The sequence below is a fragment of the Lutibacter sp. genome, assembly GCF_046055765.1.
Taxonomy (GTDB): Bacteria; Bacteroidota; Bacteroidia; order Flavobacteriales; family Flavobacteriaceae; genus Lutibacter.
Genome location: NZ_JASFZF010000118.1, coordinates 13,153 through 35,808, shown reverse-complemented (window position 1 = coordinate 35,808; position 22,656 = coordinate 13,153). Strand labels below are relative to the sequence as shown.

16 protein-coding genes are annotated in these 22,656 nt (G+C 30.1%); 12 read left to right on the top strand and 4 right to left on the bottom strand.

Annotated elements, in window-relative coordinates; all coding sequences use genetic code 11:
* From rplM to QM495_RS11500, 5 genes are all read left to right on the top strand, one after another.
* Positions 1–417 (top strand): 50S ribosomal protein L13 (rplM, locus tag QM495_RS11520; RefSeq protein WP_408672262.1); only part of this gene is annotated, 417 nt, incomplete at its 5' end.
* Positions 417–803 carry a 30S ribosomal protein S9 gene (gene rpsI, locus QM495_RS11515; RefSeq protein WP_408672261.1) on the top strand — a complete coding sequence of 129 codons (387 nt, stop codon included), beginning with the start codon at positions 417–419 and terminating at the stop codon, positions 801–803. The genes rplM and rpsI, both read left to right, overlap by 1 nt.
* 172 nt (positions 804–975) lie before the next feature.
* Positions 976–1,734 carry a 30S ribosomal protein S2 gene (rpsB, locus tag QM495_RS11510; RefSeq protein ID WP_408672260.1) on the top strand — a complete coding sequence of 253 codons (759 nt, stop codon included), beginning with the start codon at positions 976–978 and terminating at the stop codon, positions 1,732–1,734.
* Positions 1,735–1,782: 48 nt separating this feature from the next.
* Positions 1,783–2,754, top strand: a complete 972-nt coding sequence (gene tsf / locus QM495_RS11505; protein ID WP_408672259.1) for a translation elongation factor Ts — start codon at positions 1,783–1,785, stop codon at positions 2,752–2,754.
* A 152-nt stretch (positions 2,755–2,906) separates the two neighbouring features.
* On the top strand, positions 2,907–6,176 hold the full coding sequence (locus QM495_RS11500) for a VCBS repeat-containing protein (protein WP_408672258.1): 3,270 nt from the start codon (positions 2,907–2,909) through the stop codon (positions 6,174–6,176).
* A gap of 3 nt (positions 6,177–6,179) precedes the next feature.
* Here QM495_RS11500 and QM495_RS11495 read toward each other — a convergent pair whose 3' ends face one another.
* From QM495_RS11495 to QM495_RS11480, 4 genes are all read right to left on the bottom strand, one after another.
* Positions 6,180–7,283: an acyltransferase family protein gene (locus tag QM495_RS11495; RefSeq protein ID WP_408672257.1), complete on the bottom strand. Its 1,104-nt coding sequence runs from the start codon at positions 7,281–7,283 to the stop codon at positions 6,180–6,182.
* A 7-nt stretch (positions 7,284–7,290) separates the two neighbouring features.
* Positions 7,291–8,622 carry a sugar MFS transporter gene (locus tag QM495_RS11490; protein ID WP_408672256.1) on the bottom strand — a complete coding sequence of 444 codons (1,332 nt, stop codon included), beginning with the start codon at positions 8,620–8,622 and terminating at the stop codon, positions 7,291–7,293.
* Between the two features lie 150 nt (positions 8,623–8,772).
* Entirely contained in the window at positions 8,773–9,495 is a 723-nt protein-coding gene (locus tag QM495_RS11485; protein ID WP_408672255.1) for a LytR/AlgR family response regulator transcription factor, read from the bottom strand.
* Positions 9,492–10,541, bottom strand: coding sequence for a sensor histidine kinase (locus tag QM495_RS11480; RefSeq protein ID WP_408672254.1), 1,050 nt, complete (start codon positions 10,539–10,541; stop codon positions 9,492–9,494). The genes QM495_RS11485 and QM495_RS11480 overlap by 4 nt, the downstream gene beginning before the upstream one ends.
* Positions 10,542–10,770: 229 nt before the next feature.
* Here QM495_RS11480 and QM495_RS11475 point away from each other — a divergent pair, with 229 nt between their 5' ends.
* The 7 genes from QM495_RS11475 (at position 10,771) to QM495_RS11445 (ending at position 22,642) form a co-directional block, all read left to right on the top strand.
* Positions 10,771–13,803, top strand: a complete 3,033-nt coding sequence (locus QM495_RS11475) for a SusC/RagA family TonB-linked outer membrane protein (RefSeq protein WP_408672253.1) — start codon at positions 10,771–10,773, stop codon at positions 13,801–13,803.
* Positions 13,804–13,813: 10 nt separating this feature from the next.
* The gene (locus tag QM495_RS11470) at positions 13,814–15,406 is read left to right on the top strand and encodes a RagB/SusD family nutrient uptake outer membrane protein (RefSeq protein WP_408672252.1); all 1,593 of its coding nucleotides are present in this window, start codon (positions 13,814–13,816) and stop codon (positions 15,404–15,406) included.
* A gap of 172 nt (positions 15,407–15,578) precedes the next feature.
* Positions 15,579–17,492, top strand: a complete 1,914-nt coding sequence (gene nagB / locus QM495_RS11465; RefSeq protein ID WP_408672251.1) for a glucosamine-6-phosphate deaminase — start codon at positions 15,579–15,581, stop codon at positions 17,490–17,492.
* An 8-nt stretch (positions 17,493–17,500) separates the two neighbouring features.
* Positions 17,501–19,561 carry a beta-N-acetylhexosaminidase gene (locus QM495_RS11460; RefSeq protein WP_408672250.1) on the top strand — a complete coding sequence of 687 codons (2,061 nt, stop codon included), beginning with the start codon at positions 17,501–17,503 and terminating at the stop codon, positions 19,559–19,561.
* A 76-nt stretch (positions 19,562–19,637) separates the two neighbouring features.
* Complete coding sequence (gene pyrH, locus QM495_RS11455) at positions 19,638–20,345, top strand: UMP kinase (protein WP_408672249.1); 708 nt, start codon at positions 19,638–19,640, stop codon at positions 20,343–20,345.
* 24 nt (positions 20,346–20,369) lie between these two features.
* On the top strand, positions 20,370–20,924 hold the full coding sequence (gene frr / locus QM495_RS11450) for a ribosome recycling factor (RefSeq protein ID WP_408672248.1): 555 nt from the start codon (positions 20,370–20,372) through the stop codon (positions 20,922–20,924).
* Positions 20,925–21,082: 158 nt separating this feature from the next.
* A complete protein-coding gene (locus QM495_RS11445) occupies positions 21,083–22,642 on the top strand; it encodes an FAD-dependent oxidoreductase (protein ID WP_408672247.1) in 1,560 nt (519 codons plus the stop codon).
* Positions 22,643–22,656: the final 14 nt, after the last annotated feature.

The following is a 22,656-nucleotide window of genomic DNA, read 5'->3' as shown; positions in this document are numbered from 1 at the left end:
AATACCGTTACTAAAGAGTGGGTATTAGTTGATGCAGACGGCCAAACGTTGGGTCGTCTAGCTTCTAAAATAGCAATGCTAATTAGAGGTAAATACAAACCTAATTACACTCCTCACGTAGATTGTGGAGACAATGTAGTGGTTATCAACGCAGAGAAAATAACATTGTCTGGTAAAAAATGGAGTGACAAATCTTACATTCGTCACACAGGTTATCCAGGAGGACAAAGATCATTAACTGCAACAGAAATGTTTGAAAAAGAACCAACACGCCTTGTTGAAAAAGCAGTAAAAGGGATGTTACCTAAAAATAAATTAGGAAGTGCTTTATACAGAAATTTGTATGTATATGCAGGTACTGAACATCAACAAACAGCTCAAAAACCAAAAGCTATTAACCTTAACGATCTTAAATAATGGATACAATACATAAAATAGGTAGAAGAAAAACGGCTGTAGCCCGTATTTATGTTTCTGAAGGAAAAGGAAATATTACTGTTAATAAAAAAGATTTTAAAAACTACTTCACTACTTCGCACTTACAATATAAAGTAATGCAAGCATTAAATTTAACTGATAATGCAGAAGCATTTGATATTAAAGTAAATGTTTTTGGTGGTGGTATTACTGGTCAAGCTGAAGCAATTCGTTTGGCAATTTCTAGAGTATTAGTTGAGTTAAATCCAGAAAACAGAGCAATTCTTAAACCAGAAGGATTACTTACAAGAGATCCAAGAATGGTTGAACGTAAAAAATTCGGTCAAAAGAAAGCAAGAAAAAAATTCCAATTCTCAAAACGTTAATCGTTTTATTGAATTGTTTCACCAATTTATTTGGTGGTTCATTGAAATTAAAATTAAAACAAAGTTGTCGTTGATCAGTCAATGACTGGTAAAAGTTTAGCATCCAAATAGGGAAGATCGATTATTCGCTACTTCCCTATTGCTAACTCAACGGAACGTAAACTAAATACTGATGACAAATATTGAAATTAAAGAATTATTAGATGCAGGTGTACACTTTGGTCACCTAACAAGAAAATGGGATCCAAACATGGCTCCTTACATTTATGGAGAACGTAACGGTGTTCATATTATTGACCTTTACAAAACTCAAGCAAAAATTGAAGAAGCTGCTGAAGCTTTGAAAAAAATTGCAACTTCAGGTAGAAAAATCCTTTTTGTAGCTACTAAAAAACAAGCAAAAGAAATAATTGCTGACAAATCTAAAAGCGTAAACATGCCATACATTACTGAAAGATGGCCAGGTGGTATGCTAACAAACTTTATTACTATTAGAAAAGCTGTTAAAAAAATGGCTGTAATTGACAGAATGAAGCTTGATGGATCTTTTGATGCACTTTCAAAAAGAGAAAAATTGCAAATTAACCGTCAACGTCAAAAATTAGAAAAAAACTTAGGTTCTATTACTGATATGACACGTTTACCAGGTGCTATTTTTGTAGTTGATGTTAAAAAAGAACACATTGCTATTGCTGAAGCAAAAAAACTAAACATTCCAATTTTTGCAATGGTTGATACAAACTCTGATCCAAGAGGTATAGATTATGTAATTCCTTCAAATGATGATGCTTCAAAATCTATTGATAAAGTATTAAGCTTTGTTGTTGAAGATATCGCAGAAGGGTTAGCAGAGAGAAAAGCTGGTAAAGAAAAAGCAACTGAAGAAAAAGCGAAAGCTAAGACTGAAGCGAAAGTTGAAGCGAAAAAATAATTAATGTATCATAGTTGAATTAAAAATTCAACAAAAAATAAAAATAAAATGGCAAAAATTACAGCTCAAGATGTAAAAAAATTAAGAAAATCTACCGGAGCTGGTATGATGGACTGTAAAAATGCGCTTGTTGAAGCAGAAGGTGATTTTGACAAAGCAATTGATATTTTACGTAAAAAAGGACAAAAAGTTGCTGATAAAAGAGCTGACAGAGACACTTCTGAAGGTGCAGTAATTGCAAAAGTAAATGATGAAAAAACTATTGGGGCTATCATTTCACTGAACTGTGAAACTGATTTTGTTGCTAAAAATGATGATTTTGTTGCTTTAGCTACAAAATTTGCTTCAATTGCAGTTAACTGCGATTCAAAAGAAGACTTTTTAAGTGCTGATTTTGGAGGAGGGATGACGGTTGGTGAAAAATTAATTGAACAAACTGGAGTCATTGGCGAAAAATTAGAAATTGGTTCTTTTGAAAAAGTTACTGGAAAATATGTAGGTTCATACATTCACGTAGGAAATAAAATTGCTGCCATAACAGCATTATCTTCTACTATTGAAGGTGTTGCTGATGTAGCTAAAAATCTTTCTATGCAAGCTGCTGCAATGGGAGCTACTATTTTATCTTACAAAGATTTTGACCCTGCATATATTACTTCTGAAACTGAAGCAAGAATTGCCGTAATTGAAAAAGATAATATTGAGCTAGGTAGATTAGGTAAAACACTTAAAAATGTACCTACTTATATTTCTAGAGCCCAATTAACTGATGAGGTTATTGCTCAAGAAAAAGTAAGATTACAAGAACAATTAAAAGCTGAAGGAAAACCAGAACAAATTTGGGATAGAATTATTCCTGGTAAAATTGAAAGATTTATTTCTGACAATACAACTTTAGACACTGAACAATGTTTGCTTGACCAAGTTTATATTAAAAACGAAAAACAAACAGTTGCGGAATATGTTAGCTCTGTTGGTGATATAGATGTAATTGACTTTAAAAGAGTTTCAATAGCATAAATAAAATCATTATAAAATGATAAAAGCCTTGCTAATAGCGAGGCTTTTTCGTTTCTATAAAGAAGTAAATTCATAAGAGTAGAAAATAATTAGTGATTTTTAGTACTTTTGAATTGAGGAATTTTAGTACCTCCTATTTAATAATAATTTTTATGAAATATACTTTCTATGTTTATTGTGTTTTAATTTTTCTAGCATCATCATGTAATACTACCGAAACTAAATTAGTTAAACATACTACACTTTTCTCTTTAATTCCACCATCACAAAGTACCATTAGTTTTAACAATACAATTAAAGAATCTTTACAATTCAACTTTATAAACTACCCTTATATTTATAATGGAGGTGGCGTTGCTGTTGGCGATATAAATAATGATGGATTCATCGATATTTACTTTAGTTCAAATCAGCAATCGAATGCATTATACCTAAACAAAGGCAATTTTAAATTTCAAAATATAACAAATTCTGCTAATGTAAAAGATGACAACGGATGGACAACCGGTGTAAGTATGATTGATATAAACAATGATGGTTTTTTAGATATTTACGTGTGTAAATCTGGAGAATTACAACATCCAACAAAAAGAAAAAATAAACTTTTTATAAACCAAGGAGATAATACATTTATTGAATCTGCTGAAAAATGGAATTTAGCCGATGAAGGATTTTCAACACAAGCCTATTTTTTTGATTATGATAAAGATGGAGATTTAGATATGTATTTAGTTAACCACAGACCCGATTTTAATAATAATTCAATTATTAGTTTGGAACTTCAAGCAAAAATTAACAATGAAAGCTCTGATCAATTGTATGAAAACCAAGGAAATTCATTTAAAAATGTTTCTTTTTCAGCAGGAATTATGAATAAAGCTTGGGGGTTAAGTGCTTCAATAGGCGATTTTAATAATGATTCTTGGCCAGATATATATGTTTGTAATGATTTTTTAGAACCTGACATGTTATATATTAATAAACAGAATGGAACTTTTAATGATGAAATTTTAGCATATACAAATCATATTTCAGCTAATAGTATGGGATCTGATTTTTCAGACATTAATAATGATTTATATCCAGACCTTGTTGTGCTTGAAATGACGCCTGAAGACCATGTTAGAAGTAAAGAAAATATGCCTTCAATGAGTACTGAGAATTTTACACATATTGTTAATTCTGGATATCATTATCAGTATATGGCAAATACACTTCAGTTAAACAATAAAAATGGCACTTTTAGTGAAATTGGTCAATTAGCTGGAATTTCAAAAACAGACTGGAGTTGGGCTCCCTTAATTACTGACTTTGATAATGATGGCTTAAAAGATGTATTTATTACCAACGGAATTTCAAAAGATTTAAGTAATCAAGATTTTAGAAATTCCTTTAAAAATAAAATCCTAAAAAAGGAAAAAATGAGTTTGGATGAGGCTATAAATATGTTGCCTTCATCTAAAATTAAAAATTACAGTTTTAGAAATACTGGTAATCTAAAATTTGAAAACACCATAGAAACTTGGGGATTTTCTCAACCTACTTATTCAAATGGTTGCGCTACTGCAGATTTGGATAATGATGGAGCTCTTGATTTAATTATAAATAATTCTAAAGACATTGCTTCCATTTATAGAAATAATTCTAAAAATAATTACATCAAAATAAAACTAAAAGGTAGTAAAATAAATCCATTAGCAATAGGCTCAAAAATAGAAGTATTTACAGATTCTTTACAACAATCTCAAGAACTATATTTGAGTAGAGGATTTCAATCTTCAATTTCTAGCGAACTAAATTTTGGCTTAAACCAAGAAAGTAATGTGAAAAAAGTTAAAGTAATTTGGCCTTCAGGAGAAATTTCTAATTATGAAAATTTAAAAGCAAACAAAACTTATACTTTTTATTTAAGTGATGCTAAAATTGAACAAAATACAACTCAATTTAATCCTCTACTAAAAAAAGTAGGCCGTAAAACTCTTGGTATAAACTTTAAGCATCAAGAAAATAGTTTTGATGATTTTAAAAATCAAATTTTACTACCATATAGTCAATCAAAAAATGGCCCATTTATTTCTAGTGCTGATGTTAATAATGATGGGAATGAGGACTTTTTTATAGGCGGTGCAAAAGGGCAATCAGGTGCTTTATATCTTCAAAATAATGAAGGAACATTTAACAAAGTAAATGGTCCTTGGGAATTAGATTATCGTCAGGAAGACCTCGGATCTTTATTTTTTGATTGTGATAATGACCATGATTTAGATCTTTATGTTGTTAGCGGAGGAAGTGAATTTCCTGCAAATGATAAATATTACAAGGATAGACTTTACATAAACAACGGAAAAGGAAATTTTATTAAATCTAAAAACTCATTACCCAAAATTGTAACAAGCGGTCAAATTGTAAAAGCTTCTGATATTGATAATGATGGAGATTTAGACTTGTTTATTGGTGGAAGAATAATACCTGATAAATATCCTTTTGCCCCAAATTCATATTTTTTAATCAATGAAAATGGAGTTTTTAAAGAAAAAACCAATATTCATGCACCTGAAATTAAGAATATTGGAATGATTAGCGATGTGGAATTTTCTGATTATGATAATGATGGGGATGAAGATTTAATTATAGTTGGAGAATGGATGCCCATTACAATATTTGAAAATGAAAATGGAATTTTTAGTAAAATAAATGTAGAGAGTTTAAGTGATACAGCTGGTATTTGGTTTAGTATTTCTAGTGAAGATTTAGACAATGATGGTGACCAAGATTATATAATTGGTAATTTAGGCCTCAATTCTAAATTTAAGGCGTCTAAAAATAAATCATTTCATATTTTTTGCGATGACTTTGATAAAAATGGAACCTTCGATATTGTATTATCGGGGATTTATAAAGGGGAGTTAGTTCCTATGAGAGGCTTAGAATGTTCATCACAGCAAATGCCATTTATAAAAGAAAAATATCCAAATTTCAAATCTTTTGCTAATGCGGGAATAACAGATATATTAGGAAATCAAAAACTAAATAACGCTCTTCATTATGAAGCTAAATTACTATCTAGTGTCTATTTAGAAAATTTAGGTGATAAAAACTTTAAAATTGTTAAACTCCCCATAGAAGCTCAAATATCACCAATTATGGATATTAAATTTTTTGATATAAACAATAACGGTTCTAAAGAAATATTCACCATTGGAAATCATTATAATACTGAAGTAGAAACTATTAGATTTGATGCTTCTTTTGGTACTGTTATGAGTTTCAAAAATAAAAAATTTTCAGTTTTAAGTAACTTATATACTGGCTTTTCTTCAAAAGGAAATGCAAAAAGTTTAGCCATTATAAAAGGCACTAAAAAAAACTACCTATTGGTATCAAATAACAATGATTCAATAAATATTTTTTCATCCAACTAAGTTTTATATTTTAATAAATATTTTATTTTTATAAAGCACATAAGTTAACAACCAAAAAACAATAATATGACTTACGGCAAATAATAAGGAACCATTCATATTCCCTGCAATAGGTACAAAAACAGTATTATATAAATAGCTATAACCATTCATTATTTCTCCATGAGAGTTTGTTGTTTTTACTAAGTAAATAATTATCTTAACATAAAGAATTGAAAATAAAAAAATAAATAATGGGTTTGTTCCAAAATGAATGAATGGCTTAGTCCATTTTTTTAGTTGCTTCACATCAATAATCCATAGCAAAAAAGCCAAAAATAATAGTGCTAAACCTCCTGTGTATATTACATAAGAGCTTGTCCATAATGGCTTATTGATAGGGAATAAATATCCCCAAAACCAACCAATAAAAGTTAAAATAGCACCAAAAATTAACATTTTTTTGATAGCTGAAGTAATCTCCGTTGAAGTTTCAATGATCCTACCTGTAAAATAGCCTAAGATTACAGTTGCTACAGAAGGAATTGATGATAACAAACCCTCAGGATCAAATGGTAATCCGAAGCCTTTGTAAATATGATTCTCCCCTAAGAGAAACAAATCAACTTTTCGAGCTATATTAGACGTTAAGCTATACACATCATTAGAACCACCAAAATAAAGTAAGCCCCAATACCCAACTAAAATAATTGCAACAATAATTAACAATTGCTTATAATTAAATTGCATACATAAAATAGCTGCAATTCCATAAGCAATAGCAATACGCTGCAAAACCCCAAAAACTCGCAAGTGTTCAAAGTCAAATTTAGGAAACGCATTTAAGAAAAGTCCTAATAAAAATATGACTGAAAACCGTTTTAAAGCTTTTAAAAGACCTTTTTTAGTAAGCCCTTCTCCATATTTTTTGAAAGAAAACCACATAGATACTCCTACAATAAATAAGAAAAATGGAAAAACTAAATCGGTTGGAGTACAACCATGCCACTTTGAATGACGTAAAGGAGCATAAACATAACTCCAGCTACCGGGAGTATTTACCATAATCATTAACGAAATTGTTATCCCTCTTAATACATCTAATGCAATTAGTCTTTTTGTAGCCATCATAAAATTAATCTTTTTTTAATCCTAATTTATGACCTGAAATGGCATAGTACAAAATAATAGCATAACATATTAATAAAATCCAATAACCTGAAGTTGCTGCTTCTGCAGTTGCTGTAACTTTATCAATTCCTTCAGCTATTAACTCTGCTTTTTTAGCATCAACCAATCTTCCATATAAAGGAGGTATAATAGCACCTCCTGCAATTGCCATAATTAGTAAGGCTGATGCTGTTTTGGTGAATTTTCCTAATCCTTTTAAAGTAAGTGGCCAAACTGCTGGCCAAACCAATGCGTTAGCAACACCCAATGCCGCCACCAATAAAATAGAAGTAAACCCTGAAGTAATTACAATACTAAGTGTTAACAAAATACCTAATACTGCACTCGCTTTAAGAGCTGTTGCTTGACTGATGAATTTAGGAATTAACACAATTCCTAAAGCATAAGTTCCCACCATAAACATTAAGGTGTACGTTGCAAAAAATTTAGCATCAGCTCCTTCAAACCCTAAAGACAATCCGTAAGAAATAATGGTATCAACAGCTATAACTTCTGCACCAACATAAACAAATAGAGTTAAAACACCTAACCACAAATGTGGGAATTGAAAAATGCTAGTCTTTGTTGTAGTTCCTTCAGTTCCCTCTTCAATAGGCTCAGCTTCAACATGTGGTAATGGCGCCTTTCTAATTAAAATTCCTAAAACAAATAAAACAACTGCCATAATAATATATGGTGTTACTACACTATCTGCCATAGTATCTAATAGCTGTGTTTTCTCATAACCATCAACAACACTTAACTTTTCATTAATTTCTTTAATCCCAGATAGTAATAAAGCTCCAAAAACAAGATTCGCTAGTGCACCTGCCATTTTATTAGCAATTCCCATAATAGCAATCCTTTTGGCAGCACTTTCAATAGGGCCTAAAATTGTAATGTATGGGTTTGATGCTGTTTGCAATAAAGTCATTCCCATTCCCTGAATAAAAATACCCGTTAAAAATACCCAATATGTTCTTGCTTCTGCTGCAGGAATAAAAACCAAGGCTCCTATCGCCATTACAATTAAACCTAAGGACATTCCTTTTCTATAGCCAATTTTGTTAATTATTGCCGAAGCTGGTAACGCCATTACTACAAAGGAAATATAGGAAGCTGTTGCAACTAAATAAGCTTGCGCTGATGTTAATTCATTTAAAGTTTTCATAAATGGAATTAATGAGCCATTTATCCATGTTACAAATCCGAAGATAAAGAAGAGTCCGGCAATGATTATTATTGGAATAGATGTGTTTGCTTTACTACCTGAAGTAGGGTTTACATTTGTTGGCATTTGAATAATATTGTATTAAGGTTAATTAGATTTTTTTACTCTTTTATAAAGAATTCTCTAATGTAGTATAATAATTTAGAACAATTAATTTTTTTCTATAATCAACTTCATATTATTGTTGAAAGATATAATTCTAAGTATAAACATACGTTAATTGATTAAATTTTTAGTGTTTAATATTTTTTGTTTTGCAAACTGAAGATAATTTCTACCTATTGGAATTCTTCTATTTGCTATTTCAACTGAATTACCTTCAAGAGAGGTTATTTTATTTAATGAAATTGTAAAAGAACGATGAATTCTTAAAAAAATGTCGCTGGGAAGCTCTTCAGAAATGCTAGTCATTGATTTGTGAACTAAATAATCGCCAAGTATTGTTATAACTTTTATATAATCTTTTAAACTTTCAATATATAAAATATCGTTTAATTTAATTTTCATTAATTTTTTATCTACTTTCAAAAAAATATAAGGTTCTTCTTTAAAAACAACTTTGTTTGATGTATCTTTTTCTAAATTTACTCTGTTTCCTATTTTATTAATGGCTTTTAAAAATCGTCCAAACGGAATTGGTTTTACCAAATAATCTAACACATCTAAATCAAAACTTTCAACAGCATATTCTCTATACGCCGTAGTAATTACAATATGAGGTTTTGTTGGTAGTGTTTTTAAAAATTCTAAACCATTCATTTTTGGCATATTTATATCTAAAAAAATTACATCAACTTCATTTTTTTCAATAATTGGTAATGCTGCTATGGCTGAATTAAACGTTGCAATTAATTCCATGTTTTTAAATTCATTTAAATAATTTTCTATCACTTTAATTGCCAAAGGTTCATCATCAATAATTATACATTTAATTTTCATAGAATTGGTATTTTTAGACGCACGCTATAGATGTTTTGAGTGTTTGTAACTTTCAAATCAAAATTATCTTTAAATAATAATTGTAATCTTCTTTTTACATTTTTAATACCTATTCCATGCATTGTATTTGTTTCACTTTGTTTGTTATAAGTATTTTCAACTTTAAAGATAAGCCATTTATTTTTTTCGTTTTTAAAATTAATTGTTATTTGTATTTGCTCATTTTCTTTAGTTCCATGCTTAAAACAATTTTCAATAAAAGGTAAAAAAAGTAATGGTGGCACTTGTATATCTTCTATATCACCACTAATATTAGTTGTAGATTCTATTTGATCACCATATCGTAACCTTTCTAAATCTAAATAGTTTTGTATATAATTTATTTCATTAAATAAACGAATTAAAGGCTCTTTTGCATCATACAAAACATATTGCATAATATCGGAAAGCTTAAGTACTACACTTGGTGCTACTTCAGATTTTTCTAAAGTTAACGCATATAAATTATTAAGTGTATTAAAAAAGAAATGTGGCTGAATTTGAGATTTTAAAAAATTTAACTCGGTTCTTAGTTGTAATTTTTGAAGTTCTTCAGATCTTTTCCGTTCATAAATCCAATCAAAAGTTAGCTTTATAGAGGTTGCCAATGCTAACACATAAACTTCTCCTAAAATAACAGCAATAATATGATTAAAAGTAAAAGCTTGCTGACTTCCTACTGCTTCTGGCCAAATATTTTTAGTGACTAATACATAATTTAATCCCGTTCGTAATACATATAATATAGATAAAGATAAAATTAAATACAATATATATCTTTTGTATTTTTTGTTTAATATAAATCTTGGTATTAAAAAATAAATATTTACATATACCAATATAATATGTAGCGGAAACTCAACTAAGTTAGATTTAAATGAATACCAGTAATCATTAAAGTAACTTCCCCATCTAATTATATTAAAACTAAAATACCCTATCCAAAATAACACATGGTATTTTATGGGTATTGTAAAACTAATATTTTTAAGCCATTTTAATTTCAATAGTAGAGTTTTAAACGTTTGTCATTGCTATTACGAGTCAAAAAATAGCTGTTTTTTTTAGGATAACAAAATTTTTTATCTAATAAATTTCATTTACTAAACGTAAATTTCCTTCATATTTAAAAAAGTGTTTTTCATTGTTAATTTTATGTTGTTTATAGATTATCTTTTGAAGATGCTAATGTTAATTATATGTTTATCATTGCAAAAATTAACTAATTTATTTTATATGAAAAAATTAATACCATTATTAATCATTATTTTCTCACTCGTTTTCACTTCTGAAGTTATAGCGCAAGAGAAAACAGTTTCCGGTACGGTAACTGCAACAGATCAAACTCCTTTACCTGGAGTTAATGTTGTTATTCAAGGAACAACCAAAGGAAGTCAAACAGATTTTGACGGTAAGTATACTATTGACGCTTCAAACGGAGATGTTTTAGTGTTTTCTTTTATTGGAATGAAAACTAAAACAGTAACTATTGCAGACTCTTTTACAATTAATGTTGTATTGTTAGAAGATGCTCAAAGTTTAGATGAAGTAATTATTACAGCTCTTGGAATTAAAAAAGAGAAAAAATCACTGACCTATTCTGCTCAAGAAATTAAAAGTGATGAATTAACGAGGGTTAAAGATGCTAACCCTATAAATAATTTATCGGGTAAAATTGCCGGGTTAAATGTAAACAGAAGTAGTGCTGGTGCTGGTGGATCTGTTAAAGTTGTAATACGTGGTAACTCTTCAACTAGAAATAACCAACCCTTATATGTTATTGATGGTGTACCAATTTCAAATAACAGCTCAAGTCAACCTAATAGTATTTTTGGAGATTTTAACGGTGGTAACCGTGATGGTGGTGATGCAATTTCACTTATTAATCCAGATGATATTGAAAGTATGACTGTTTTAAAAGGAGCTTCAGCTTCTGCTTTATATGGTTCACAAGGTGCAAATGGTGTTATCTTAATTACAACCAAAAAAGGAACATCTGATGCTACTATAGTTAGAATATCTTCAAACACAACTTTTGAAAAAGTTGCTGATTTACCAGATTTTCAAACACAATATATGAGTAACCCAGGATCAGATACAAGTTGGGGAGCTAACTCTAGCTTTTCAAATTACGTTGAAGACTTTTTTGAAACTGGAAGTACTCAAATAAGTTCAGTTTCATTATCAGCAGGAAATGAAAAATCGCAAACTTATTTATCGTATGCTAATACAAATGTTCAAGGAGTTATTCCAACAAATACTTTAAACAAGCATAATTTTAATTTAAGAGAAACTGCTAAATTTTTTAACGACAAGTTAGACGTAAATGCAAGTATAACTTTATCAACTCAAAAAATAACAAACAAACCTGTAAACGGGCTATATTTCAACCCTTTAACTGGTTTGTATTTAGGACCTAGAGATGGTAATTTTAGTGATTATAAAACTAATTTTGAAGTCCTTGATCCTTCAAGAAATTTAATGGCTCAAAATTGGCCAACTGATAGAGATATTATGCAAAATCCTTTTTGGATATTAAATAGAAATACTAGTATTGATAAAAATGAACACGTCTTAGCCACTATAAGTTTAAGTTATCCTGTGAATGATTGGTTGAGCTTACGTTCAAGAATGAGTTACGATAAATTATTCAATACATTTGATAAAAAAATATTTGCAACTACTCAAGCTACATTATCACATACAAACGGTAGATATATTTTAGATAAAAGTAACGACACACAAATGTATGCCGATTTTATTGCTACAATTAATAAAAAAGTTAATGACGATTTAGAAATTAATGCAAATATTGGTACAAGTGTTACTAACTATAGAATTGGAGATAGAACGTTCTTAGATTCAGGAGTTTCAGCTGGTTTAGGTTTAGCAAACTGGTTCACTTTAGCTAATTTTAACAGCACTGTTAACATCAACCAATCTTTAGCATCAAAAAAAGAAGTTCAATCTTTATTTGGAAATATACAATTTGGGTATAAGGGAATGTTATATGCAGATATTACCGCTCGTAATGACTGGTCATCTTCATTAGTAAACACAGATAATTTATCCTTCTTTTATCCTTCATTTGGTTTAACTGGGGTAATAAGTGAAATGGTAGAATTACCCGAAGCAATTAGTTTTGGTAAAGTTCGTATTTCTTATGCTGAAGTAGGAAATGATATTCCTTCATTTATAACAAGTCCACAAAACACCATAGGAGGTGGAACTGTTTCTGGAGCCTCTATTGGTCCAAGACCAGGCGAGTCTTTACAACCTGAAAAACAAACTTCATTTGAATTTGGAACAGAATGGCGATTTTTTGAAAACAGATTAGGTTTAGAATTAACATACTATAACTCTGATACTAAAAATCAATTTATGGTAATTCCTGCACCTGCAACAAATCCTTTTGGTTATTCAAATTATGCGTTTAATGCCGGAAACATAAATAATACTGGTGTTGAATTAGCACTAACTGCAAAACCTATTGTTAGTGAAGATTTTAATTGGAATACCTCTTTAAATTTTGCAACTAATAAAAATAAAGTTACTGAATTACCTAATGAATTAGGAGGACGTGTTGTATTAACAGACGCTGGTGTTAATCACTACCGTTATGTATTAGAAGAAGGTGAAGCTTTTGGAATTATTGAAGGAAAAAAATTAGTTCGTGATTCACAAGGAAGAATTCAATTAGACGCTGATGGAAAATTGCAAGTAGGTGATTGGGAAGCTGTAGGGAATTCAAACCCTGACTTTACATTAGGTTGGTCTAACTCATTTAATTACAAAAATTTCTCGTTAGATTTCCATATTGATGGGCGTTTTGGTGGAGAAGTAATGAGTATTACAGAAGCAATGATGGATCAATTTGGAACATCTCAAAGAACTGCCGATGCAAGAAATGCAGGTGGAGTTACAATTAACGCTGTAGATGCAAGTGGTAATGCTGTTACAACTTTTGATACTGAAACTTATTATTCAACAATTGGTGGAAGAGCAGGTGCAACAGGTGAATATATGTATAAAGCTACAAACATTAGTTTAAGAGAATTAGCTTTTGGGTATAATTTTAACCTTAAAGATACTAGCCTGTTCAAAGCAGTAAGTGTATCAATGGTAGGAAGAAATTTATTTTTCCTTTATAAAGATGCCCCTTTTGATCCAAATATTTCATTAAGTACAGGTGAAGGATTACAAGGAGTTGACGTATTTGGAATGCCTTCAACAAGAAGTTTAGGGCTTAATATTAACTTAACTTTTTAATTGATTGATTATGAAATTTTATAAAAAATATATTTTAGCGGCTATAAGTTCAGCTGTACTATTAACAGCCTGTACTGATAGATTTGAAGGTTTAAATGAAGCAGAAAACGGATTTACAGACTCACAATTAACTCAAGATTTTAATCATGTAAAAGCTTTATTTGCTCCTATGATTAACAATGTTTACACGTATGATCCTGCTTGGGTAACTCAATTACAACAAAATTTAATTGGTGATGTGTATTCTGGTTATATGATGCCTCCTACTCCATTTGCGAGTAATATTAATAATATGAATTATGCTCTAGTTGATGGTTGGAATGGATTTCCATGGAGTACAGCATATAGTAATATAATGAGTAATGCGTTAAAAGTAGAACAAAGAGCTAAAGAATCTGCACCACAATTTTATGCATGGTCTTTAATTTTAAAAGTTGAAGCAATGCATAGAGTATCTGACATATACGGGCCTCTTGTATATTCAGAATTTGGAACAGAAGAAACTACAATTCCTTACGATTCTCAACAAGACGTTTATAACAAATTTTTTGAAGAGTTAGATATTGCTATTAACGATTTAACAACGAGAGTAAATGCAGGAGAAACCTCTTCTTTTACAGGAACAGATTTTACTTTATACAATGGTGATTATACTGGTTGGATAAAATTTGCAAACTCATTAAGGTTACGTTTAGCTATGAGAATTGTAAACGCAGATCCTTCAAAAGCTCAAATTGAAGCAGAAAAATCGTTATCACATTCAATAGGTGTTATTACTTCTAATGCTGAAAGTGCTATTGTAAATTCTTCAACATTTACACATCCATTAGTTACTATAAATAACAGCTGGAATGATATAAGAATGGGAGCTCCAATGGAATCAATCTTAAAAGGATATGATGACCCAAGGATAGAAAATTACTTTGAGACATCTGATATTGTTTCTGGTGAGTATAAAGGAATTAGAAATGGTATTGATATTTCAGATAAATCAGATTATGTTGTCTTTTCACCTCTTGGTAACATTATTCAAACAAATAAAATTACTTGGATGACTGCGGCTGAAGTTTATTTCTTACGTGCTGAAGGTGCATTAAGAGGTTGGAATATGGGAGGAACTGCTGAAAGTTTATATGAAGCTGGAATTACAACATCATTTGAGCAAAATGGTGCTGGAGATGCTTCAACATATATCGCAGATAATACCAAAACTGCAATACCTTATGTAGACCCATTAAATGCAGTCAATAATATAAATTTAGGAGATACTAATCTAAGTACTATTACTATTGCTTGGAATAATGGCGATTCAAATGAGCAAAAATTAGAAAAAATTATTACTCAAAAATGGATTGCAATGTTCCCTGATGGTCAAGAGGCTTGGAGTGAATTTAGAAGAACTGGCTACCCTAAACTTTTCCCAGTTGTTATAAATAATAGTGGCGGAGAAATAAGTACTGAAGATTTTATAAGAAGAATAAATTTCCCAACTTCTGAATATGATGGTAATCCAAATGGTGTTCAAACAGGTGTAAGCTATTTAAATGGACCCGATACTGGAGGTACAAGACTTTGGTGGGATATATCTGGAAGTAATTTCTAAATAATTTTAAAGCAATTTGGTTTTTGTTAATTAATTGTTGTTTACAAACGGGAACTAACCATTCCCGTTTGTTTTTGTAATAAGAAAGCTGCTATTGGTCGAAAAATTTAGATACTTATAACCTTCTTAAATAAATTTACACCAATATTTTACTCAACTTAAAAAGTTAAAAATGACTGCCATTGATATTCGATATAAACCAGCTGGGCAATTTGAAGATACTAGATTTGAAAAAATACATAATATTGTGTTTTCAAATTCTGAAGAAGGCTCCATTTGTGTTGCCGAAGAAATTGCAACTTTAATAAAAGAAAAACAAACAAAAAATCAACTCTGTATACTTGGTTTAGCCACAGGTTCTTCCCCTATAAAAGTTTATGAAGAATTAGTTCGTATGCATCAAGAAGAAGGCTTAAGTTTTGAAAATGTTGTTACCTTTAATTTAGATGAATACTTTCCAATGGATAGAAATAGCATTCATAGCTATTTTTATTTTATGCATCAATATTTATTCAACCATATTAACATCAACCCTGAAAATATTCATATTCCTGATGGAACAATTCCTCAAAAGGAGTTACATCAATACTGCATAGACTACGATTTAAAGATTAAAGAATATGGTGGTTTAGATTTTCAACTTTTAGGAATAGGAAGAACAGGGCACATTGGTTTTAATGAGCCTGGATCTCATTACAACTCAGGTACAAGAAGTATTACCTTAGATCATATGACTCGTTCAGATGCAGCACCTTCATTTTTAGGAATTGAAAATGTTCCTAAAAAAGCGATAACAATGGGAATTGGATCGGTTAAAAAAGCAAAAAGAATAGTATTACTTGCTTGGGGATATAATAAAGCCGAAATAATTAAAAAAACTATTGAAGGAGAAATAACTTCAGAAGTACCAGCCACCTATTTACAAGATCATAACAATACCAGTTTTATTTTAAATGATGAGGCATCACAAGAACTTACTAGGTTAAATACTCCTTGGCTTGTTGGGCCGTGTGTATGGAATGAAGAATTAAAAAGTAAAGCTATTGTTTGGTTGTGCCAATTAACTAATAAATCAATCCTAAAACTAACCGATAAAGATTATAATAACAATGGTATGTCAAGCTTACTATCTCAAGAAGGGAGCTCTTACGATTTAAATATTTTAATGTTTAACAAACTACAACGTACTATTACTGGCTGGCCAGGAGGAAAACCAAATGCTGATGATTCATCTAGACCCGAAAGATCTAATCCTCACAAAAAAAGAGTGTTAATTTTTAGCCCACACCCAGATGATGATGTTATTTCTATGGGCGGAACTTTTGATCGACTGGTTGAACAAGGCCATGAAGTTCATATTGCGTATCAAACTTCAGGAAATATTGCAGTATCTAATTATGAAGCTTTAAAATATGCTGAAGTAATTAAAGATTTTAATACAACTAATCATAATGTTAATTCTATAATTGATAAAATAAATGTTAGTAAAGAAGATTTTGAAGATTCAATAGAAGTTAGACAATTAAAAGGAATTATACGAAAAAGAGAGTCTTTAGCAGCAACTAGATTTGTTGGTGTACCCGATGAAAATGTTCACTTTTTAAACCTTCCCTTTTACGAAACAGGAACAATTAAAAAAAAACCAATAAGCCAAATAGATATAGCTATTGTTTCAAAAATAATTGACACTATTAAACCACACCAAATCTATGCTGCGGGTGATTTGGCTGATCCTCACGGAACTCATAAAGTTTGTTTAGACACCATTTTTGCAGCTCTAAAGATATTGAAACATCATAAATACATGTCAGATTGTTGGGTTTGGTTATATAGAGGTGCTTGGCATGAATGGGATATCCATCAAATTGATATGGTAGTTCCAATGAGCCCCGATCAAGTTTTAAAGAAAAGAAAAGCAATATTCTTTCATCAATCTCAAAAAGATGGAGTTATGTTTCAAGGAAATGACACCCGTGAATTCTGGGTACGAGCAGAAGAAAGAAATAATGAAACTGCAACAAAATATCACAAACTTGGTTTAGCAGATTACGCTGCTTTAGAGGCTTTTAAACGCTACTATTACTAAAATTGAATATGAAAAATAAGATTTTATTATTAATTTATTTGTATTCATTCGGCTGTTTTAGTCAAAATGAAAATTTAAATTTAATGCCTTGGCCACAAGAAATTACTATTGGAAATTCTAAACTTGTAATAAACCCCGAATTTAAAATTGCTATAAATAATAAAAATAGTAAGAGAATTGATATTGCTACTACAAAATTTTTACGACGATTAAGTGGTAGAACAGGTGTGTTTTTTGAAAATGGATTTGCTTATAACACCTCTGAAATTAAAAACGCTACTCTTGAAATTACCTATGATTCTATAGGGAAATTAGAAATTTATGAAGATGAGTCTTATACATTAGTTATTTCAAAAGATAAAATTAAAATAGCAGCAACTACAGATATTGGTGTTATTTACGCATTAGAAACCCTATTACAGTCTGTTTCTTTCAATGAAGAAGCCTATTTCTTTCCAGAAATTAAAATTAATGACAAACCACGTTTTACATGGAGAGGCTTAATGATTGACGTAGCTCGCCATTTTCAACCTATTGATGTTTTAAAACGAAATTTAGATGCAATGGCGGCAGTAAAAATGAATGTTTTTCATTGGCATTTAACTGATGATCAGGGATTTAGAATTGAATCAAAAACACACCCAAAATTACACCAATTAGGATCAGATGGTTTATATTATACTCAAAATCAAATTAAAGAACTAGTACAATATGCTTCTGATAGAGGAATAAGGGTTATTCCAGAAATTGATGTTCCTGGGCATGCAACGGCTATTTTAGCTGCTTACCCCGAATTAGCTAGTAAAGACACCATTTATTCCGTAGAACGTTTTGCTGGAATTTTTAACCCTACTTTAGATCCAACAAATGAAAAAACTTATATAGTATTAGCCGATTTATTTAAGGAAATGTCTCAACTTTTTCCTTATAAATATTTCCATATTGGAGGTGATGAAAATAAAGGTAAACATTGGAATGAAAATTTAAAAATTCAACAATTTATGATGAAACATGGTTTAGAAACAAACCATGACTTACAAACTTATTTCAACATACGCTTAGAAAATATTTTATCAAAACTTGGGAAATCTATTATGGGTTGGGAAGAAATCATGACTCCTAAAATGCCAACCACAGCATTAATTCATTCTTGGAAAGGTAAAAACGAAGGTATGCCTGCTGGACAATCATTAATAAATGCTGCAAAAAAAGGATATAACACCATACTTTCTAATGGATATTATATTGATTTAATGCAACCTGCAACCGAACATTATTTAATTGATCCACTTCCTAAAAACAACAACTTAACAGCTACTGAAAAAAAACTAATTTTAGGTGGTGAAGCTACTATGTGGAGTGAATTAGTTACACCTTTAACTATTGATTCAAGAATATGGCCTAGAACAGCTGCTATTGCAGAGCGTTTTTGGTCTTCTTCATCTGTAAACGACATTTCTAATATGTACTCTCGATTAGAAAACGTAAGTTTTAGATTAGAAGAATTAGGAATAACTCATATTAAAAATAGAGATGTAATTTTAAGAAATATAACTAATAATCAAAATATTGAAGCTTTAGTAGAGCTTACCAAAGTATATGAACCAATAAAAATTTATACAAGAAATAAAGGAGGAATAGAATATAAATCGTATTCACCATTTACCCTTTTTGCGGATGCTTGTACTGCTGATGCAATAGATGCTATTATATTTAATGATTTAGTGAAAGACTTTCTTTCAACAAAAAACGTTTCATCCAAGAAGGAAATTTTAATTATTTTAAAAAAATGGGCAAATAATGCAAACTTATTTACACAAATTAAAAAAAGTAACCCTATTCTAAAAACTATTGAGCCTTTATCAAAAAACGTATCAGAAATTTCCGAAAGTTTATTGTCAATTATTGAATCCGATAGCTTTGAAAGTGTAGACTTTTTAAAACTTAAAAATCAATATTTCAAGCTGAAAAATCCTATTGTAGACGTTGAATTTGCTTCCTTAAATTCTTTAAAAAAACTTTTAGAATATTATTCGCTTAAAAACAAGCATCAAATAGAATTAAATTAAACTACAAATTAGTATTAATTTTCCTTATAATTACTTCTAAAGTATTTCTTATATTTGCATAACTTTCAAACTAATTATGGCTTATAAAAGAATTCTATTAAAATTAAGTGGAGAAGCTCTAATGGGAGAGCGCCAACATGGGATAGACCCAACCCGTTTAGCAGAATATGCTAAGGAAATAAAAAAAATTGTTGATAAAGGAATAGAAGTTGCCATAGTAATTGGTGGTGGTAATATTTTTAGAGGTGTAGCTGGAGCAAGTAACGGTATAGATAGAGTTCAAGGAGATTATATGGGAATGCTTGCAACTATTATTAACGGTTTGGCTTTACAAAGCGCTATTGAAGATGCTGGTATAAAAACCCGGTTGTTAACTGCAATAAAAATGGAGCAAGTTGCCGAGCCATTTATAAAAAGAAGAGCTGTTCGCCATTTAGAAAAAGGACGTGTAGTTATTTTTGGTGGAGGAACTGGTAACCCATATTTTACAACAGATACGGCTGCAGTTTTAAGAGCCATTGAAATTAATGCTGATGTAATTTTAAAAGGGACACGTGTAGACGGCATTTACAATTCAGATCCAGAAAAATTTGAGGATGCAATTAAATATGATTCAATAACATATAAAGATGTTATGAATAAAGGTTTAAAAGTAATGGATATGACTGCCTTTACACTCAGTCAAGAAAATAATTTACCTATTGTTGTATTTGACATGAATACAAAAGGAAACCTAGAAAAGATAATTTTAGGTGAAAATATTGGTACAAAAGTTGATAAATAAACATATAATTTAAATTTTTCAATTATGAATGAAGAATTAGTTTTTATTATAGATAGCACAAAAGAATCAATGCAAAGTGCTATAACGCATTTAGAAAAAGAATTCAGAAATATTAGAGCTGGAAAAGCAAGTCCAGCAATGATAGGAAGTGTAACTGTAGATTATTATGGCTCACAAGTTCCTTTAACTCAAGTTGCAAATGTAGGAACTATGGATGCGCACACCATAACAGTTCAACCTTGGGAAAAACATATGCTTCATGAAATTGAAAAAGCAATAATGAATGCTAATTTAGGTTTCAACCCAATGAATAATGGCGAAATTGTTATTATTAACGTACCTGTTTTAACTGAAGAAAGGCGTATGGAACTTTCTAAACAAGCAAAGGCAGAAGCTGAAACAGCAAAAGTGAGTATTAGAAATGATCGTAGAGAAGCCATGAATGAAATTAAAAAAGATGAGGCTTCTGATGATATGAAAGCAAATGCTGAAATTGATATTCAAAAATTAACTGATAAGTTTAGTGCAGAAATTGATGAACAATACAAAATTAAAGATGCAGAAATTATGAAAGTATAATTTCAATCTTTTTAAAACTTTTATAAATTCCCTTCTTTTAATTAAATTGAAGGGATTTTTATTTTTCAATATTTAACAATATCTAAAAGAAATTGAATTACTAAAAACTCTTTTTATATTTACAATACCAATCAAAATTAATTCAAGAAAAAAAAGCTATGAATCGTACCAAAATGATAAATTTAATTTGTGAAAAAAGGAAAACATTCGACTTTGTTGTAATTGGTGGAGGCGCAACAGGGCTTGGAATTGCTTTAGAAGCTTCTTCCAGAGGATATTCCGTTGTTTTATTAGAGCAAAATGATTTTACCAAAGGAACTTCAAGCAGAAGTACAAAATTAGTTCATGGAGGTGTTCGGTATTTAGCGCAAGGAAATATTTCATTGGTAAAAGAAGCCTTGAGAGAAAGAGGATTAATGAAACAAAATGCGCCTCATTTAGTTAAAAATCAATCTTTTATAATTCCTGCATATAAATGGTGGGTTCAACCATTTTACACCATTGGATTAACAATTTACGATTTATTATCGGGGAGTTTAAGTTTAGGGCGCTCTTTACCTTATTCAAGAAAAAAAACATTAGAATGTATCCCAACACTCAAAACAAAAGGTTTAAAAGGTGGTGTAATTTATCATGATGGGCAATTTGATGATACCCGTTTTGGTATTAATTTATGCCAAACTATTATTGAAAAAGAAGGTATTGTGCTTAATTATATGAAAGTTACTGAGCTAATTAAAGAGCAACATAAAATAATTGGAGTGACTGCTGTTGATAAAGAAACTGGTAAAGAATTTAAAATAACCTCTAAAAATGTAATTAATGCCACAGGTGTATTTATTGATAATATTATAAAAATGGACACGCCAAATGCAAAAAAAATGGTGTGTGCCAGCCAAGGTGTACATTTAGTGTTGGATAAAGAGTTTGTTCCAAATAATTATGCAATTATGATCCCTAAGACAAGTGATGGACGTGTATTATTTGCGGTTCCTTGGCATGATAAAGTTATTGTTGGAACTACTGATGTTAAAAAAGAAAATGCTGAGTTAGAACCAGTAGCATTAGAAGAAGAAATAAGTTTTATTTTAGAAACAGCCGGGAGATACTTAGCAAAAAAGCCTCAACGATCTGATGTTAAAAGTGTGTTTGCTGGCTTACGACCATTAGCAATGTCAAAAGAAGGAAGTTTAAAAACTAAAGAAATCTCTCGCGGTCATAAAATTATAATTTCAAAATCTGGAATGCTTACAATTACTGGTGGAAAATGGACAACTTATCGTCAAATGGGGGAAGATGTTATTAATAGAATTACAAAATATTCTAACTTAAAACAAACAATATCAATTACAAAAAAATTAAAAATACACGGTTATAAAGAGAATGTGAATTATAATAATTCCTTATATGTTTATGGAAGTGACGAAGAAAAAATAATTGCACTAGCAACATCAGAAAATTTAGAAGGCTATTTAAGTGAGTCCTTAAAAATTATAAACGCACAAGTTATTTGGGGAGCTCGTTATGAAATGGCAAGAACTGTAGAAGATATTTTAGCTAGACGAACAAGGGCTCTTTTTTTAGACGCCAAAGAAAGTGTTAAAATTGCACCTAAAGTAGCTAAATTATTAGCTAAAGAATTTGGTTACAACAAAGCTTGGGAAACAAATCAAATTACTAATTTCAAATCCATTGCAGCAAATTATATTTTAAATTAATCGTTAACAAATCA